Raw genomic sequence first — 17,540 nt, 5'->3', positions numbered from 1 at the left:
GAGGAGGTGTCGGTTGACGAATCAAGAAGCGGCAATTGGCCCTACATTTGACCAGTTGCTCAGTCTGAAGATGGACATGGCGAGCTTTACCGCCGACTGGCTGCATTGCGATCAGTTGTCCAACTACGTCGCGCGAATGGTCAGCCATGACCGTCGCGATCCCGTGCGCCATTCCAACCTGCTGTCCTCAGCCCTTAACGAGCTTCTGGAGATGTCGTTTCGCTCAGAGGCGGATGATGGCGATTTCGTATGCAATTTTTATCGCTGCCAGCAGACCGAGCGCATCGAGCTGATCTTTCCTTGCCCGCCAGAGCAGCGACAATTCTACAAGAAGATTGTCCTGGGATTAAAAACCGGCCGGGCGCTTATAAATTATTGCAACGTGATCACCAACGATGCCGCCTCCGATGGCCAGGCGATCCTGCTTGGACTGGTTGTGAACTATGACGCGGAAATCCAGATCCACGATTTGGGTATCGGCACACTTGCATTCATTGTCGACCTGCCGCTCGAAAGGCTACTGAATTGACTGCACAAAGTCCTTCGCCTGTCTTTACAGCGCAATTCAACATCAACGATCAGGAATTCTCCCTCGCTGGCGTGCTTCGCCCTCATTCCACGGCTGAAATTGCCGACGATCTCTTGCTGCTGCGAAATGGAATCGAGACCGTCAGCGGTGTTTTATACGTCAATCTAAAGCGCGTTACGCATATGAACAGCACGGCATTTCGTGCCTTGACGCGGGTTTTGGTCGATGCTTCGCGTTCAAGGCCCGAGATCAAATTTGTGGTCGTCGCATCAAGCGTTGTCGCCTGGGCGGCACGAATGTTCCGGCATTTGAGCGATCTTTCGCCGAACATTGCGATCGAAATCTACGACTCGGCTTTTTATCCCGGCCAGACATTCGTTGAAAACCAAAGCTTCATTCCAATCCTCAGAACGCAGACCAAGATGACGTGGCGGCATGAGCGAGAGATATTGCCGCGCCATGGGCTTCGCAACGGCATGGTGATTGCCGACATCTGTTGCGGCATTGGCGATTTCGCGATGCTTGTCAGAAAGGAGTTCGGCCCAGCAAGGATCGTTGCGCTAGATCATTCCTCGCCAAGCCTCGACTATGCCCGTGATGTTGCCGAACGGTTCGATGTCCGCGATATTGAATACACCTACGGCGATGCATCGCAGATGCTGTTCGAAAGCGACCAGTTCGATTTCGTGACCTGCCGGCACTCGTTGCAAATCTTCGATCGCCCCGAACTGCTGCTCAGGGAGCTCTATCGGATCTGCAAACCTGGCGGCCGGGTTTACATCACCAATGAGAAAAACTCCCATTGCCTCGGGGAACCGCGGGCCGACAGCATCCAATGGACCTATAACGAGGTTGCCAAGCTCTTCAGCCATTTCGACATGGACGTCGAAATGGGGCCTAAAAGCTTGCGTCTTTTGCTGGATGCGGGCTTCGAGGCGGTGAAAATGGAAAGCTTCATGGTCACCAACCTCGACGGCGATCCCCAGGAGTTCGCAGACGTCATCGCAGCATGGCGAGATGTCTACGCAGGCGAAATGTCTGTCCGTAGAGGCGATTCAGCGGAATTCATCGAACGTTTCAGGCAAGGATTCGCCGACCATATCTTTGCGGCGCTTCATCCAAAGGGCTACGCCGGCTGGCCCATTTGGGCAGCGTCCGGACGAAAACCGCTATGATGACCGCGCCGATCAGGAAGCCAAGCCTCGGTTTGCGCTCTTTTCGCGCGAAATTCATGATCGTTGTCGGTGGGGCGGTCCTATTTGACCTGCTTGTCAGCGGCGGTCTCGCCCTTTGGAATGTCCAGCGACTTTCTCGGGATGCGACGGCAGAAGTGGGGCACGGCCTTGAACGGGCAAGCCAAGACTATATCCGCTCGTATACCGATTCCACGGCCGCGCAGGTTGGCTTGCTTCTCCATCAGGTCCATTCCGACGTCAAGGCGTTGACAGGCGTGCTTCAGGGTCAGATCGATCAACCAACGAGGAACGGGGAGATTGGAGCCGCCATGGCAAGGGCAGCTCCAGGTGCGGTGACCGTGACGTTCGACCCCAAAGGTCAATGGGCGCAGAACCTTCCAGGGGCGCCGTCGGTCGTCAGCGTATGGGGCTACCTCCTGGACAAGGATCGCCATCCGCTGCCGCAGGTGCAGACCGATATCGAGACGAGTGCGGTCCTTGATCTTGTTGCCCCCGACCTCCTGAAAAATGGCGCATCGAAGCTGCAGATGTACTATATCGGGCCGAAAGAGCGCCCCATCTTCAGGACGGCACCTTATACAGATCAAGCGCAGACTTTCGATCGGCTTTATCCCGGTCACAACAGCGCAGACTTTTGGGATTTCTTCTTTCCCGGTCTTTATGAATCCTGGCAGAAATGGGCAAGCGACCCTTCCTTGCGGCCGGTACCGGACAATATCACCCAGACCGCTCCCTATACGGACGCAATCACGGGAAAATTGATCGTCAGCTTCTTCCATCCGCTTTGGACTGCCGATCGGCGTAGCGTGGCGGGGGCTGCGGGCGCAGACATCACGCTTGACCAGCTCGCCGAAATTGTCGAGCGCGTGAAGGTCGCCGAAAGCGGCTTTGGCTTTCTAACCATGTCGGACGGCAACGTCGTTGCAATCAACCCTGCCGGGGAAAAGATTATCGGTCTTCGCTCGGCGAGCGACGCCACGAACAAGGGCGTGACCGGCCTTGACCGCTCTTTACGCAACAGTTCCCAAAAGGAGGTCGCCTCAATGCCGCTTGATGCCGATGGCGTCATAAGGCACATTTCGCTGAACGAGAGCGGCGAAGATGTTCCTTATCTTGTCGTTACAAAACAGCTAAACGCAACCAATCTTTGGATAAACGGACCGGTTCAGCGCGAGGTCATGTCGCTCGGCATCGTTGTCCCCGAGCGTGAAATCTATGCCTCCCTCACTGCCGCCAGGGATCAAATTTCGCGGGCAACCAACCGCATTCTGATATATCAGATCCTCGCGGTTCTCCTGTCGATGCTCGTCGTCACCGGGGCGGTCTTTGCGGCGTCAAAGCGAATTACAAGCGGGATCAGTGCACTGGCGGGTGCCGCCAAGCGCATACAGGCAAAGGATTATTCTGTCAGAGTCGATATCCCCACCAAGGACGAAGTTGGCGAGGCTGGTCTCGCGTTCAACCGCATGGCCGAGGAGATCAGCTTCCATACCGAAAATCTCGAGAACCTGGTTGCTGAGCGCACGAAGGAAATTGAGGTGGCCAAAGAAGAAATCTCGATCCTGAACGGCCAGTTGACGAGCGAAAACCTACGCCTCGGTGCCGAACTGGATGTGGCTCGGCAGATTCAGCTTATGGTGCTGCCACGGGCGAAAGAGCTTGCGGCAATCGAGCAGTTGGACATTGCCGCCTATATGCGCCCCGCCGACGAGGTCGGCGGCGACTACTACGATATCCTGCAAAACGGAGATCACCTGAAGATAGGCATCGGCGACGTGACCGGTCACGGCCTCGAAAGCGGTGTTTTGATGCTTATGGTGCAGTCCGTCGCCCGCGCGCTGCAGGAAGCCGGCGAAACGAACCCCTCAAGGTTCCTCAGTTACCTGAACCGCACGATCTACAAGAACATCGAGCGGACGAAAACCGACAAGCATGTCACGCTGTCATTTCTGGACTACGATGGCGAGCGTTTGACGATTTCGGGCCAGCATGAGGATCTGATCGTCATTCGTCATACCGGTGCGGTCGAACGGATCGACACCAGCGACCTCGGCCTACCAGTGGGACTTGAATCTGATATATCGTCTTTCATCGATACCCGCGAAATACCCTTTCACAAGGGCGATTTGATTGTCCTTCATACCGATGGTGTCACCGAGGCTGAAAATCCCGAAGGCGAACTATTCGGCATCGAGCGGCTTTGCGAAAACGCCCGCCGCCTGCACGGTCAAACAGCTGAGCAGGTAATGAACGGCATTCTCGAAAGCCTCATGGCCTATATCGGAACGCAAAAGATACATGATGACATTACGCTCGTCGTAGTGCGACACAGGTGATGATATGACAACGGTTCTTTATGGGCAGGAGCATCTCGCTTCGTTTGACGCGACGCACGCCGTTCAGCTGCGGCTACTCGATGGCCCGCTTGACCTTGCCTGGAAACACTCCAGCATGACGTCGGATTTCATCGCCGAGATGATGGCGCTTCGATTTCGACCTTCGAAGCGGCGCTATAATCAGGTCCGACAGGATATCGGCTACCTGACGAACGAATTGATCGAAAACGCCATCAAGTTTCGTGCTCCAGGCGAGATCGCGATCGAAGCCATGGCGGAAGACGACAACTTTAAGATGAGGATATCGAATTTTGTCGACAGGCAGACGGCAGCCAGGTTCCAGCGGTTGCTGTCGAGCATAACGCAAGGCGATCCGAGCGATCTTCTCATCCAGCAGATCGAGGCGAGCGCTAAAATGGCCGGTAGCGGTTCCGGATTAGGCTTGCTGACTTTGATGAGCGACTACAAGGCAGACCTGGCTTGGCTCTTCGAGGAGGACCGCCCCCGCAACCGTGCAAAACTTGAAACATATGCTGCAATGCCAATTTCACCGTCATGAATCGCGAGAAAAGTGCTATGGAAATCAGAGAAGAAGCGTTCCGCGTCTGGTCCGAGGGCGGTACCGTTTATTTTGACGGAACCATGCGGCTGGCAGGCCCGGATGCCTACGCACCCATTCATGCTTTGGCCATGAAAGCGCTCGAAGAGGGGGCCGGCAAGGCCACTTTCGATGTGACCGGACTTCAATTCTTGAACTCCTCCGGTATAAACCTGCTTGCCAAATTGACGATCGAGGCTCGCAACCACCCGGACATTCATTTGACCGTACGCGGTTCTTCCCAAGTCCCGTGGCAGATCAAATCATTGCCCAACCTCAAGAAGTTGCATCCAGGCGTGGATCTGCGGCTGACCTGACACGTGTGTGCATCAGACCTATCCGACGCCCCGAGTGATCAGCGGATACTCGGCCTTCACCGTGAGGCTTGCTTAGCTGCGTTCATTCGGTGGCTGTCGGGCAAGCAGATGCAAAGCTCAGGCCTTGGCAAAGGCCGGAGCAACCATATCATCACGTTGGCGACGAGGTGATGCGCTTCTGGTGAAGGCGAGCAGGCTATCTGATTTTGCCGCAATATCGGCAGGATCAACGTCCGCCGAAGCCGGAGGCGATGGTGATGCCCCGATAGATCACCTTCTGCAGCACGATCGCCAGGAAGATGCCCGGCAGCATCGAGATCGCTGCGCCGGCCATGATATAGTTCCACGAGGTCCATTGCTGTGTCTGGAACAAAGTGAGCCCGAGCGGCAGCGTGGCTTTTTCCATGCCGTTGGTGACGATCAGCGGCCACAGAAAACTATTCCACTGCCCCATGAAGGCGAAAAGCGCGAGCAGGCCGATGGCCGGCATGGCAAGCGGAACGATGATCGTAACCAGGATACGCAGTCGCGACGCCCCGTCTATCATCGCCGCCTCGTCGAGATCCTTGGGAATGCCGAGAAAGAACTGCCGCAGCAAAAACGTGCCGAAGGAACCGAAAGCCACCGGCAGGATCATGCCATGATAGGTGTTGACCCACCCGAGCTTGCTGACCACCAGGAAGAGTGGGATGACCAGCATGACCTGCGGGATCATTAGCGTGCCGAGGAACACCAGGCGCTGGAAAACGGCTATTTCGTCTTGATTGCAGATTCATCGGGCAAAGCAGACCTCGAACGGGCCCTGCTGGAGCGGCTGGAAGCCCAGAAGATGGCCGGCATCGTCCTGGCGGCAAACGGCCGCGGTGAGGACTACGCGGAATTCCTGCGGAACTTCAAAACCCCGATCGTGATGTTCGACCAGAAGGTGGAAGGTGCGGAGCGCGATTTCGTGGGCTCTGACAACCCCGCTCACCACCGCCATCTTGACGGAGCATCTACTGCAGCTCGGTCATAGGCGAATCGCCTTCATCTCCGGTCCTGCCGGCCTTTACACCGCCGACGAGCGCCTGAAGGGCTACATGGAAACGATGGCCGGTGCCGGCGTTGAGGTCGACCTTTCACTCGCAGTCGAAGGCGGCTATACGCGGGCCGGCGGCTATACGCAAGCAATGCGCCTGCTCGCCCGCCGTGATCGACCGACCGCCAAAAATCGGCGCCAACAACATGATGGGCCTTGCGGCGCTGCAGGTGATGCAGGAGATGGGCTTCCGCTGCCCGGACGACGTGTCGCTGGCGATGGTTGACGACGTTCCCTGGAGCAGCGTGATCACGCCCCGCGTCACGATGGTGGTGCAGGACGCCCAAAAGCTTGGCGAACTGGCCGCACAGCGCCTGCTGGCAAGAATCCGGAGCCCTGAGGGGGCCGCCGCGCCACCGCAAGACATTATCCTGACGCCGACATTTGTACGCGGAGAATCAACCAAGCGCCGCTAGGTAACCGAAGGACCCGCCCATCCTTTCGTCATCGAAACAAGCATGCCCGCGCGACGGCCGACGGCGCGATCCTTTGGCAGCCCAGGTGGCTAGATGTCTGGACGTGAGGGTATGACGATCTCCGCGGCCAGTCCGCCTTCGCTGCGATTATAGAGCCTGAGTGATCCGCCAATCGCGCCCGTCAACTGCTGCGCGATGGCAAGGCCGAGACCGGTTCCGCCGGTTTCCCGGTTGCGGGACTGCTCGAGCCGGAAAAAGGGTTGCATCGCCGCCTCAAGCATATTGTCCGGGATGCCCGGCCCGCGATCCATAACTGTGATGGCGATATGGCCCTGCTCTTTCCGTTCGACGCCGATTTCGGCGGCGCCGGCGAATTTCAGCGCATTGTCGATGAAGTTCGACAGGATGCGGCGAAGAGCGTGCGGCTTGGTGAGAACGGTCCCCTGGACCACGCTGACGACAGTCACGGACTTTCCAGTATCCTGGTAGTCGTAGAAAAGGCTCTCGACGAACGATGCGAGATCGATGCGGACGGTCTTTTCGCCTCGGACATGCGCGCTGCGGGCATAGGCGATGCCATCCTGGACAAGACGCTCGATCTCTCCCAGATCCTGCAGGAGCTTGCCCTTCTCGGGAGAATCCTCCGCCATGTCGGCGCGCAGCCGCATGCGGGTGATCGGCGTTTGGAGATCGTGGGAAATTGCCGCCAGGATCTGCACCCGTTCTTCGAGGTAATGGGCGATCCGTTCGCGCATCGCGTTAAAAGCCCTTGCAGCATGAGCGACCTCGCTCGGACCCGCTTCGCTCAACGGAGGCTCCTTTTTGTTCGGATTCAGCGCATCAGCCGCTGCGGCAAACTCGGCCAAAGGGCGTGTTGCCTGCCGCACCGCAAACCACGTACAAAAAACGAGAAGCCCCATCTGGATGGCCAGCACATAAGGCAGCCAGTCGGCAATTGGCATGACGCCCCTCGGCGTTACATCGATTGTCAGCGGGGCGCCATCACTCAGCGTCAAGTGGGCCTGCAAGCGCTTACCCTCGCCGGGAACGGATTCGAGGCGCAGCGGGAAGCGATGGCCGACTGCCTCTTCGATCCTTCCGGCGATCTCGGCGCTGTGGCCCGACATGTCCGGTACACCGGCAAGGCCTGGTCCAAGCACCAGGCGGTAACTGCCGCGGCTCAGGCGATTCAGCCATTCGGCCCTCTCGCCGGCGGGCAGCCGGTCCAGGACGGCGATCGAGGTAGCAATATCGGTCTCGAGGGTGCCAAGCATCACAGCCTTCGCCGACATGTAGCGTTCGAGAAAAAGGACGCTGAAGGAGAGACCATAGGCAATCACCAAACCCGTCAGAAGGATTAGGAAAAGCCTGGCCCGCAGGGTGCCTGGCCATAGGCGGCCAATAGGAGAGATGATTCGCGCATTCATTGCCGCAGCTCCACGATCTCTACGGGAACGGAGAAGACATAGCCTTCGCTGCGCACCGTCTTGATATAGGTGGATTCCCGCGCGTCATCGCCAAGTCTCTGGCGCAGGCGGCTCACCAGCAGATCGATCGAGCGGTCGAAAAGCTCCGCCTCACGGCCCTGCGTCAGATTGAGAAGCTGGTCGCGGTTGAGGACGCGCTGCGGGTGATCGACAAAGACCCGCAGCAGCCGGTATTCGGCCCCGCTCAAAGCGATTTCCGTCCCCTGCCTATCGAGAAGATGGCGGCCGACCGTGTCGAGCCGCCAGTCGCCGAAGGCCAGCAACTGGCCGGCCTCGCTGATCTGAAGGTTTGGCGGCAACATCCGGGTCCGCCGCAACACGGCCTTGATGCGGGCAAGCAGTTCGCGCGCGGCAAACGGCTTCGGCAAGTAGTCGTCTGCCCCCATCTCCAGTCCGATGATCCTGTCCATCTCGTCGCTGCGAGCAGTCAGCATTAGGATCGGCGTCGCCTTGTGCTTGCCAGCTCTGAGCTCCCGGCACAGGACGAGCCCGTCGTCGCCGGGCATCATCACGTCGAGCACGATCAGATCGACCGCATTGGCCTCCAGAAAGCTGCGCATCTGTCGGCCGTCTGCTGCGGCCGTTGCCCGGAGGCCGTTCTTTTTCAGATAGCCTGACAGCAGCTCGCGGATTTCACGATCGTCATCGACGATCAGGATATGGTCGACGTGGTCCATGTCGGGACTTTCAAATGCTCTATCGATATCAGCGAAATTCGGATGCCGGTTCTGCTTTAGACCCTGAGATCGCTGTTTTGAAGCTAAGAAAATGTCATGGCCGGTCTTTGCGGCAGCTCTTGCCGGTCTAAAGGCGGTCGACATCCAGAACGGCTTGCGCAAACGCCTGCGGCGCTTCCTGCGCCAGGTTGTGGCCGATCCCGCCGGTAATGGTGCGATGAGCGTATTTTCCGGAAAATTTGCCGGCATAGGCGGCGGGCTCTGGATGCGGCGCGCCGTTTGCGTCCCCTTCCAGCGTGATCGTCGGCACGGCAATCACCGGTCGGGTGGAAAGCTGCCTTTCATAAGCATCATATCGGGCCTCGCCTTCTGCAAGACCGAGCCGCCAGCGATAGTTATGGATCACGATCTCTACGTGATCCGGATTGTCGAAGGCATCGGCCGACCTTTCGAACGTCGCGTCGTCGAAGTTCCACGTCGGTGACGCCGTTTGCCAGATCAGTTTTGCGAAGTCCCGACGATTGGCCTCGTAGCCCAGTCGTCCGCGTTCGGTTGCGAAATAGAACTGATACCACCAGGCAAGCTCGGCTTTCGGCGACAGTGGTTGCTTGTTGGCCTCCTGGCTGCCGATCAGATAGCCGCTCACCGAGACCATCGCCTTGCACCGCTCGGGCCACAACGCCGCCATGATGTTGGCGGTTCGGGCGCCCCAGTCGTAGCCGGCAACAATCGCCTTCTCTATCCCGAGCGCATCCATGAGCGCGATGGCATCAGCGGCGATCGCCGCCTGCTGACCGTTACGGGGCGTGTCGTACGAAAGGAATCTGGTGGTGCCATAGCCCCGCAAGTAGGGGATGATCACGCGATACCCGGCAGAAGACAGAAGCGGGGCGACATCGACGAAGCTGTAGATGTCATAGGGCCAGCCATGCAGCAGCAGGACTGCGGAACCGTTTACCGGCCCCGCTTCCGCGTAGCCGACATCCAAGAGGCCGGCCTTGATCTGCTTCAGCGCTCCAAAGGACGTGTTCGCCCTCGTTTCGACGGCAGGCGCCTTTGCTGCAGATGTCTGTGCCGGCTGCGCGTTGACGGCTCCGCCGATGCCGAATTCGACCGCAGCGACTGTCATGGCGGCCACGCCGAAGAACCTGCGGCGTTGGTGGTTGAATTCTTCGGACATTGGTCCCTCCGTTTGAATTGATCGCGATCGCAGAAGGCCGGCAGCATGTATCACTGTTGTGTCCCGAACCATCCGCTTTTGAATGTGAATGTAGCTTTCAGCTGCACAGATACGTTCAGATACAAATGCAACCCGAACCGGATGGCCTCGGTGATATCAATGTGAAATTCCTCTTCGGCGTCGATTTTATCCTTTATCGCGCCCACGGGGACGATTTCTACATTTCGGTACATTTTCCCTCAAAGCCCGACACATTCGAGATACGTCACGTCGGCCAGATAGCCACTTGCTGATCCAGGCACATCGCTGTGCAGAGCCTAACCAAGTGGTCTTAAAGGAAAACGATGATGACGGTTCTTATCATTGCCTATCTCGGAGGCGTGCTGACGATCCTCAGCCCATGCATCCTCCCCATCCTTCCCTTCGTCTTTGCTCGCACCGAGGGGCCATTCGCTAGAAGCGCTCTGCCCATGCTGGCGGGCATGGCCGCCAGTTTTGCACTTGTCGCCACGCTCGCGGCGGTCGGCGGCAGCTGGGCCGTCCGTGCCAACGAATACGGTCGCCTCGCCGCCGTCATGCTGCTTGCAGCTTTCGGAGTGAGCCTGATTTCGCCACGTGTCGCATACCTACTCGCGCGGCCGGCTGTGGACCTCGGCAACCGGCTGGCGACCTCAGCAGGAAGCGCTCGTTCCGCGCCGGCAATAGCAAGTTCGCTCGTCCTCGGCGCGGCGACCGGGCTGATTTGGGCGCCTTGCGCCGGGCCTATCCTCGGTCTCGTTCTGACGGGCGCGGCGCTGCAGGGCGCCAATCTTGAGACGACATTCCTCCTCTTTGCCTATGCTGCAGGTGCAGCCACCTCTCTCGCCGTTGCTCTGTTTGTGGGCGGAAAGGTCTTTGCCGTCATGAAGCGGTCGCTTGGCGTCGGCGAGCGAATCCGTCAGTGCGTGGGTGCAGCCGTTCTGGCCAGTCTCGCCGCAATCGCCCTCGGCCTCGATACCGGCGTGCTGACGCAGCTCTCCTATGCCAGCACCGCGTCCTTCGAACAGGCGGTGCTCGAAAGGGTCCATGAGAGGACGGCAGCAGGTGCGCCGTCAAAGGTCGCCAGCAACGATGCGATGCAGCTGGCAGCCGATAGCAAGCGGCCGTTCCGCAGTGGGCTGCCGCCGGAAGGCCGCGCGCCGGCGCTCAATGGAGCCGTCGAATGGCTCAATTCCGCGCCGCTCACCAACGAGCAGCTGCGTGGAAAAGTGGTGCTTGTCAATTTCTGGACCTATTCCTGCATCAACTGCATCCGCACCATCCCCTATGTCCGCGCCTGGGCTGAAAAATATAAGGACAAGGGCCTTGTGGTCGTCGGCGTCCACACCCCGGAATTCGCCTTCGAAAAGAGGATCGACAATGTCAGACAAGCGCTCGGCGGCTTCAACATCGGCTATCCGGTCGCCATCGACAACGACTACCGCATCTGGCGTGCCTTTGAAAATAGCTACTGGCCGGCCCATTACCTGATCGATGCCAAGGGCGAGATCCGCTACCACCAATTCGGCGAGGGCAACTATCCGCAGACCGAGAAGGCGATCCAGGATCTGCTGCGCGAGGCCGGTAGCGAGACGGCCGCGAGCGCACCGGTCGTGCCAGACGCAAAGGGTGCTGAAGTCGGTCCCGACATGAGCAATATCGGCTCCGGCGAAACCTATCTCGGCTACCGGCGTGCCGCGCATTTCGCTTCTCCCGAAGGCCTGCAGGCCGATGCCACGTATCACTACTCTTTCCCTAAACCGAACCTCAATGAATGGGGTCTTTCAGGCACCTGGACGATCGGCGCACAACAGGCGATCCTTACCCAACCGGGCGGCGGCATTGCCTACCGGTTCAGCGCCCGCGACCTGCATCTCGTCCTCGGGCCTGGCGCCGCCGGAAAACCGATCCGCTTCCGGGTGACAATCGACGGAAAGGACCCGGGCAACGATCGCGGCTCAGATATCGATGCGAGTGGGAACGGCACCGTCACGGCGACGAAGCTCTACCAACTCGTCCGGCAGTCTGCAGACATCACGGTCCGCAACTTCGAGATCCGTTTCCTCGACCGGGGCGTGGAAGCCTTCGCGTTCACCTTCGGCTGAGGCCTCGAAAACTCTTCAATGCCTTTGTCCACAATGTTAGCTGATGGGCGTATTTATATGAACTACCTTGATATTTTTAAGCGTCGCAGTTTCTCCCATTACTAGGTCACAGACTCATAAGCGCGCAGCCACAGCCGGATTGCGGGGATTTGGACCATACGAGGAAGTTGGCCGCCAGCTTGTCGTAGCGGGTGGCGACCCGGCGGAAGTGCGTCAGCTTGGAGAAGAAGCGCTCGATCCGATTGCGCTCGCGACAAAGCCGCCTGCTGAAGCAGGGCTTCCAGCGTCGGTTACTCTTCGGCGGGATGTTCGGTGTGGCACCCTGCTCTCGGCAGGAATGGCCGGCGTCGTAGGCCTTGTCGGCTAGCACGATGGTGTGCGGCCCAAGGTGATCGAGCAGCCGTATGGGCGATCGGTCCATCATGAGCTTGGCTCGCCGTCAGGCCAAGCCGGATCGGGAGCCCTTATGCGTCGAGAACGACGTGGATCTTGGTCGTAAGCCCGCCGCGCGAGCGACCGAGACAGTGATCTGCACCCCCTTTTGCCGTCGCGGCCTGCTGGTGGGCGCGAACGGAGGTGCTGTCGATCATTTGGATGTCACCGTGATTTGGCGGCGGTGACAGCGTCCATCAGCCGACCCCAAACGGTCAGGTCATATCGGCTCATGTCGAGCCTGAATCAGAATTCGGCGCAATATGAAAGTCGCCAGCGGGTAAACGACCCAATCGCAGTCGTTTGTTCGCGCCGAAGTTTACGCCAAAAGGGGTCAAGCTGGAAGCGCCGGGCATTGGTCAAACGCTCGGCGGCATCCTGACTTCAAACCTGCTGCCGGCTCGGCTTTATGGGCTAATGTTTCAACTACTTGTTGGGGCGTTGATTGCAAATTGCGCGGCGAAAGCCCGGAGATAGGCGGGCCGAGCTTCCCCGCGCGCTACATAGGCAGCCAAGTTTTGATATTCGTCTAAAATGCCTGACATTCTTAGTCGCAGCAGCACTGATACCATCAATAAATCGCCCGCGCTGAACGCACCATCGAGCCAGTCGGCGACGCCTAGGTGAGCCGAAAGCTTGTCCAGCCGAGCGCGAACACGGTCCTTTACCAACGGCAAGCGCTCCTCGCTCCAAGGCTTGTCACCTTCGAATATTTTTGCCGTCGTTAATTCGAGGATTGGCGGCTCGACGGTGTTAAGTGCGGCAAACATCCACGTGATCGCGCGCGCGCGCGCATCGCGATCCTTCGGCAGCAGGCCAGCATGCTGCTCAGCAAGATGAAAGACGATCGAGCCGGTCTCGAACAACGAGAGAGAACCTTCCTCATAGGTGGGGATCTGGCCGAAGGGATGGATGGCCAGATGGTCAGGCGCCTTCATCTCTGCGAACGAAACAAGACGAACCTCATAAGGCTGACCCACTTCTTCGAGCGCCCAGCGAACACGCGTATCGCGTGCCAGTCCCTTGCCGCCATCGGGCGATCGTTCAAATGCTGTGATGGTGATTGTCATCGCATCCGTTTCCTTGCTTGGGCGAATTTCTTCGGCTTCCTATCGTGACGACGAATGAGCCTCCCGGAAATCGACATCGGTCTTGAACTATTTTCATTGCTGGGCGCAGGATCGCGAATGCCCGCTTCGGATCAAAGGCCCGTGATAGCGCGGGTGGCCAATTCCGCAAGGCCGCGCGTAGGGGCTGCCTTGTTCCATTGTCCGCGTTGGCGATCTTGTGCCTGAAAGTAGACCGAGGGCCTTCCACCAATTTCGGTCAATCCTGATTTTGGGTTCACGTCCTAGCGGGATTGTGTTTGCAGCCTCGGGCCACTGAACTCAAGAACATCGTCGGTGCGTTGCCGGTGGTTGCACTTGGCTAAAGACGACCGGAATCCTCGAAAGGCGCGGCTTCCACGTCATGATCGTCCAGAAGCCCTTCACTTCGCTTGCTGATGACGTATCGGCAACGAACCGGCTATGGGATTTGCAGGACGGGCCGGAAAAGGTCGCGGACGTCATCGAGATGGCGGCCAAAGAGGCGGGCAAGTCGCCTTCGGTATGCGGCAGGCGGCGGGAACCCTGAACCGAGCTGCCGCTTCACGCTCGCGGATCTATCCTGCGCGGCTCGATATGTCGGACGACGGCACCCCCTGGCGTCTGAGATTGTGGAGCAGAGCGGCCGAGTGGCGTCTTCACAGTGAGAGCGATACTTGCCCGTGGCCTAACGCCTATGCGGATTCAAGGCCCGGCCGGACTGCAGAAGAAAGCGGCAACTTTAGCCAAATTCATAGACCAGTGCCACGATGCCGATGAGGCAAAGCAAGGCGAGAATGATGCGCTCTGTCCTCGGTGTCATAGCAGCCACCACATGGGCAGTGATCCCATTAAAAAGATCAGCGCCACCAGAGCGAGGTAAATTGCCCAGCCAATGCCTGGTTGAAGCCCGGCCATCACATTACGCAAATATTGTAAAATGTCTGGTCTTGGGCGAGCCTTGTCTCCCTTGTCCTTCCCGCTTCGATCAGTGCGTGGGCCAACCATCGAATTAACCCGGGCCCCGTGTTGCTGCGACCAGCGCTCTACCAGCCACAAATATAGGCATGGGCAATTGGGTAAACGCGCAACAAGCCTGTTTGTTTGACGCTGTGGTCTTGATTGCGCCATCCGCGCCCATCGCCGGCATCGGGCACGGGTTTTGCAACGTGTGCTGGTACGGCGGTTTAACGGAGGCAAAGTGTTATGAAAGGAAACGGTTTGGCGTTTCGGCCGGTCGGTTTGGCGATGCATCGCATCGGCAAGTATCGGGTCGTTAACTCTGTGGGTCTTGCAGCCGATACGCTACTGCAGCACTGGCCGACCGATGACGGAGAGGATTTTTCTGAGGCCGTCATGGCATGCCTTGACGGATTATACGACCGAATACCTCCGGAAGACGTGCGGACAGCATTTATCAAGGCTGCGCGTGAAGCGAACATTATCGTCATCGAGTTGGTGAGACCCGCGCACCCGCGCAACTGATGCCCGCGCATGTTGCTACCGGCGACGCTTGAAAGGGACAAGTTGGCAGTAGAAAGCCGTGCGAAGCCTTATGTTGCCGGGATTGGTGAAACTGCAGCTGACAGATGCTCAGCCCGCTTTTGAAATTCCAATATCAAGCGATGCGACCTGAACATTGTTGCGTCCATTTTTCTTTGCCGTGTAGAGGGCACGGTCTGCTCTTGCGATTATGTCTGGCGGCTGATCGGAAACACTGCTCGCGACAGCGACGCCCACGCTGGCGGTTAATCTCAGAAATGGCCCTGTTCCTGTCTCAATGTTGAGCTCCTGCACAGAACGCCTCAGCCACTCCGCGCGCTCAATCGCTTGCTCGAGCGAACACTCCTCCAGGACGACCACGAACTCTTCCCCGCCGTATCGCGCTGCAAGATGGTTTGCTTGCCATGGTACCGATGTCAGCACATTCGCGACAGCCACAAGAGACCTGTCGCCTGCAAGGTGACCGAAAGTGTCGTTGACGGATTTGAAGTGGTCGATATCGATCATCATGATCGCAACGCCGGGCGAGCTTATTGCCGGACGGGTTAAGACTGCCGCCAAATAGCTTTCAAAGGTCCGTCGGTTCGCCAAGCCCGTCAAAGGATCTTTTTCCGCCAATCCTTGCAGGATCGAATTGGTGCGGTGCAAATCGTCGGATACTTGGCCGTAGGCAACGATCGCCGCATCAATCATCGCGAGTTCAGAAATGAGTGGAAGGCGTTCCAGCGTCAGGACCGGTTCGTTCCTGCCAATGCGTTCCAAGTTCTTAATCGCAGCGCCGATGGGTGCAGCAAGATGATGCTTGGCAGCAATGAGTATTGTGACGGCGAAAAGGCCGGGAACAACCAGGATGAGGAGCCATCCAACCTGCATGTAGCCCGCACTGTTCTGGATTTCGCTGGCGATATTGTCCGCCACGACGGCAGCATCACCGCTCAACTGCGTCCCCATCGCATCGAGATCGCGTATGGCCCTCTCATAGGCCTGCGTCGCCAGCCGGTCGAGTTCATCAACGGCCCGTGCGTCAATAGAATTGGCGGAGGGCGACGGTTGCGTCGCGTTTTCTTTGTCGCGGGCCTGCTGGCGAAGCTTGGCGATCGTCTTGGCTTCCTCGGCGACTTTTTGAGATCTCTCAACCAGAAAACCGTTGTGATCGAACGAAAAGCCTTGCGCGAGAGCCTGGATTTGCAACTGGATCTGGCGCTCCAGTCTGCGGTCTTTCGCCAAGAAAATCGACCGAACAAGAGAAGAGAGACGCTCGATTTTTACCGCATTGCGCGTTTGCGTCAGGATCAGGGGGATCTGTACATCGCGCGTAAAGTTCGCTTGTGTTTCGATCCTTTTCAGAAAGACGAACGAAAAAGCCGCTGCAATCAGCGTATATGCCACGACGCCAAGCAGAAGAAATCTTGCAACAGCACTGAGTGAGAGCTGACGCCGTTTCGGGGCGCTATTTTCTTCCATTCCATTGGCTCAATAAATGCTGAACGGGAAATAAGCGTCGTTGATGCGGTCGTAGACACCATTGAGTTTGATCTGCTTCAGTGCGGCATTCACCTTCTGGATCAGGGCCGAGTTTCCCTTCTTCGCGGTGATGTGCGCCGAACTTTGAAGAAACTCGCTGGAGATTGGATCTCCCACATATCCAAAGCGCGCACCTTCCGTGGTCTGCAGGAAGCTCAAAAGTTCAATGGCATCGCCGATCAAGAGATCGGCCTGGTTGTCCAGAAGAAGACGTTGGGCACCGGGTTGATCCTTGGCCAGCACAGCCTTGCTTGCACCATAGGCCTTTTGCAAATATTCCGCTTGGATCGTGTCCTGTGCTGCCGCAATCCGGACGCCAGAGAGGGCTGCTGGCGCACTATCCTGGAATTTTTCAGCGTCGCCGACCAGAACCGAATGAGAACGGTAGTATGGAGCGGAGAACTCCATTTTTTTAGCGCGCTCTTCGGTAAACGCCATGCTTGCGACGATCATGTCGTATTTATCATCCGACAAGCCTTGAACGATCTCGGTCCAGGGGACGGCGACAAACGTGCAATCAACCGCCATTTGCTGGCAGAGCGCTTTTGCGATATCGACGTCGAAACCAGCAAGCTGACCGGATGCATCCTGAAAATTAAATGGTGGGTATGCGCCCTCCGTCGCGACTCGGAGCTTTTCATTCGCCGTCGCGAGATCAAACGAGCCTGCGAAAAAAAGTACTGCTGCAAGTGCGAACCGGCCGATCATCTGTTCCCCCAACTTCCGTCCTTTGAAGATATTAGAAGGAAATAGATAACAAACGATGATGGCATCCCATCGATTTCAACGAATTTGAGGCGGTGCTGATCGCAGTCTCCCGGGCCGCTCTGCACAGCGTCACCATTATGCTGTTGCGCACAGTGCGACTTGCGGGACCCATTCGAGACTGTCGTCACGTTTATGGAATCGCGGCCCAATCTGTCGCCTCCCGATCCGGCGCGCTCATGATTTTGCTGCTTTCGCGATGATCGCCATCAACCAACTCAACCGAACTTGGTTCGAACGTTCGCCGCTCCGGAACATCAGGCAGATGTAGCGTCATCGCCCCAATGACGCTGC

15 protein-coding genes and 3 pseudogenes are annotated in these 17,540 nt (G+C 57.9%); 10 read left to right on the top strand and 8 right to left on the bottom strand.

What is annotated here, in order from left to right:
- Positions 1 to 70 precede the first annotated feature (70 nt).
- From A3C3_RS0127565 to A3C3_RS0127545, 5 genes are read left to right on the top strand one after another with little or no spacing between them, the layout of a single operon-like run.
- Complete coding sequence (locus tag A3C3_RS0127565; protein ID WP_051154527.1) at positions 71 to 529, top strand: hypothetical protein; 459 nt, start codon at positions 71 to 73, stop codon at positions 527 to 529.
- Complete coding sequence (locus A3C3_RS0127560; RefSeq protein ID WP_022717800.1) at positions 526 to 1,704, top strand: class I SAM-dependent methyltransferase; 1,179 nt, start codon at positions 526 to 528, stop codon at positions 1,702 to 1,704. Before A3C3_RS0127565 ends, A3C3_RS0127560 begins: the two co-directional genes overlap by 4 nt.
- On the top strand, positions 1,704 to 4,061 hold the full coding sequence (locus tag A3C3_RS0127555) for a SpoIIE family protein phosphatase (RefSeq protein ID WP_028740058.1): 2,358 nt from the start codon (positions 1,704 to 1,706) through the stop codon (positions 4,059 to 4,061). The genes A3C3_RS0127560 and A3C3_RS0127555 overlap by 1 nt, the downstream gene beginning before the upstream one ends.
- Before the next feature lie 4 nt (positions 4,062 to 4,065).
- Positions 4,066 to 4,620 carry a slr1658 superfamily regulator gene (locus A3C3_RS0127550; protein WP_022717798.1) on the top strand — a complete coding sequence of 185 codons (555 nt, stop codon included), beginning with the start codon at positions 4,066 to 4,068 and terminating at the stop codon, positions 4,618 to 4,620.
- Between the two features lie 17 nt (positions 4,621 to 4,637).
- Positions 4,638 to 4,976 carry a slr1659 superfamily regulator gene (locus A3C3_RS0127545; protein ID WP_022717797.1) on the top strand — a complete coding sequence of 113 codons (339 nt, stop codon included), beginning with the start codon at positions 4,638 to 4,640 and terminating at the stop codon, positions 4,974 to 4,976.
- Between the two features lie 226 nt (positions 4,977 to 5,202).
- On the opposite strand, the pseudogene A3C3_RS39380 reads toward A3C3_RS0127545, so the two are convergent.
- Positions 5,203 to 5,712: pseudogene (locus tag A3C3_RS39380) on the bottom strand (carbohydrate ABC transporter permease); the annotation flags it as partial.
- On the opposite strand from A3C3_RS39380, the pseudogene A3C3_RS41780 reads away from it, so the two are divergent.
- A pseudogene (locus tag A3C3_RS41780) lies at positions 5,695 to 6,470 on the top strand (substrate-binding domain-containing protein); the annotation flags it as partial. The pseudogenes A3C3_RS39380 and A3C3_RS41780 overlap by 18 nt on opposite strands.
- 89 nt (positions 6,471 to 6,559) lie before the next feature.
- On the opposite strand, the gene A3C3_RS0127525 reads toward A3C3_RS41780, so the two are convergent.
- From A3C3_RS0127525 to A3C3_RS0127515, 3 genes are all read right to left on the bottom strand, one after another.
- Entirely contained in the window at positions 6,560 to 7,897 is a 1,338-nt protein-coding gene (locus A3C3_RS0127525; protein ID WP_022717793.1) for an ATP-binding protein, read from the bottom strand.
- Positions 7,894 to 8,634 (bottom strand): response regulator, encoded by a 741-nt coding sequence (locus tag A3C3_RS0127520; RefSeq protein ID WP_022717792.1) that lies wholly within the window; start codon positions 8,632 to 8,634, stop codon positions 7,894 to 7,896. Before A3C3_RS0127520 ends, A3C3_RS0127525 begins: the two co-directional genes overlap by 4 nt.
- Before the next feature lie 127 nt (positions 8,635 to 8,761).
- Positions 8,762 to 9,814, bottom strand: coding sequence for an alpha/beta fold hydrolase (locus A3C3_RS0127515; RefSeq protein ID WP_022717791.1), 1,053 nt, complete (start codon positions 9,812 to 9,814; stop codon positions 8,762 to 8,764).
- A gap of 347 nt (positions 9,815 to 10,161) precedes the next feature.
- On the opposite strand from A3C3_RS0127515, the gene A3C3_RS0127505 reads away from it, so the two are divergent.
- The gene (locus A3C3_RS0127505; protein ID WP_022717789.1) at positions 10,162 to 11,937 is read left to right on the top strand and encodes a cytochrome c biogenesis protein DipZ; all 1,776 of its coding nucleotides are present in this window, start codon (positions 10,162 to 10,164) and stop codon (positions 11,935 to 11,937) included.
- A gap of 101 nt (positions 11,938 to 12,038) precedes the next feature.
- Here A3C3_RS0127505 and A3C3_RS45490 read toward each other — a convergent pair.
- Positions 12,039 to 12,585: pseudogene (locus tag A3C3_RS45490) on the bottom strand (IS5 family transposase); the annotation flags it as partial.
- A gap of 206 nt (positions 12,586 to 12,791) precedes the next feature.
- A complete protein-coding gene (locus A3C3_RS0127490) occupies positions 12,792 to 13,439 on the bottom strand; it encodes a glutathione S-transferase family protein (protein ID WP_022717788.1) in 648 nt (215 codons plus the stop codon).
- Between the two features lie 400 nt (positions 13,440 to 13,839).
- Here A3C3_RS0127490 and A3C3_RS48660 point away from each other — a divergent pair, with 400 nt between their 5' ends.
- Positions 13,840 to 14,004, top strand: coding sequence for a hypothetical protein (locus tag A3C3_RS48660; RefSeq protein ID WP_022717787.1), 165 nt, complete (start codon positions 13,840 to 13,842; stop codon positions 14,002 to 14,004).
- Positions 14,005 to 14,660: 656 nt separating this feature from the next.
- On the top strand, positions 14,661 to 14,939 hold the full coding sequence (locus tag A3C3_RS0127475; protein ID WP_022717785.1) for a DUF982 domain-containing protein: 279 nt from the start codon (positions 14,661 to 14,663) through the stop codon (positions 14,937 to 14,939).
- Positions 14,940 to 15,047: 108 nt separating this feature from the next.
- Here the strand turns inward: A3C3_RS0127475 and A3C3_RS46245 are convergent, their stop codons facing one another.
- Positions 15,048 to 15,719 carry a GGDEF domain-containing protein gene (locus A3C3_RS46245; RefSeq protein ID WP_167521914.1) on the bottom strand — a complete coding sequence of 224 codons (672 nt, stop codon included), beginning with the start codon at positions 15,717 to 15,719 and terminating at the stop codon, positions 15,048 to 15,050.
- Between the two features lie 33 nt (positions 15,720 to 15,752).
- Here A3C3_RS46245 and A3C3_RS46240 point away from each other — a divergent pair, with 33 nt between their 5' ends.
- Positions 15,753 to 16,385: a hypothetical protein gene (locus A3C3_RS46240; protein WP_167521913.1), complete on the top strand. Its 633-nt coding sequence runs from the start codon at positions 15,753 to 15,755 to the stop codon at positions 16,383 to 16,385.
- Between the two features lie 45 nt (positions 16,386 to 16,430).
- On the opposite strand, the gene A3C3_RS0127465 is transcribed toward A3C3_RS46240, so the two are convergent.
- Positions 16,431 to 17,189, bottom strand: a complete 759-nt coding sequence (locus A3C3_RS0127465) for a transporter substrate-binding domain-containing protein (protein ID WP_022717783.1) — start codon at positions 17,187 to 17,189, stop codon at positions 16,431 to 16,433.
- Between the last annotated feature and the right edge of the window lie 351 nt (positions 17,190 to 17,540).

It is taken from the genome of Rhizobium mongolense USDA 1844 (genome assembly GCF_000419765.1).
GTDB lineage: Bacteria > Pseudomonadota > Alphaproteobacteria > Rhizobiales > Rhizobiaceae > Rhizobium > Rhizobium mongolense.
Note: the sequence above shows the minus strand (reverse complement) of the source record. Positions and strands in the feature narration are given on the sequence as shown.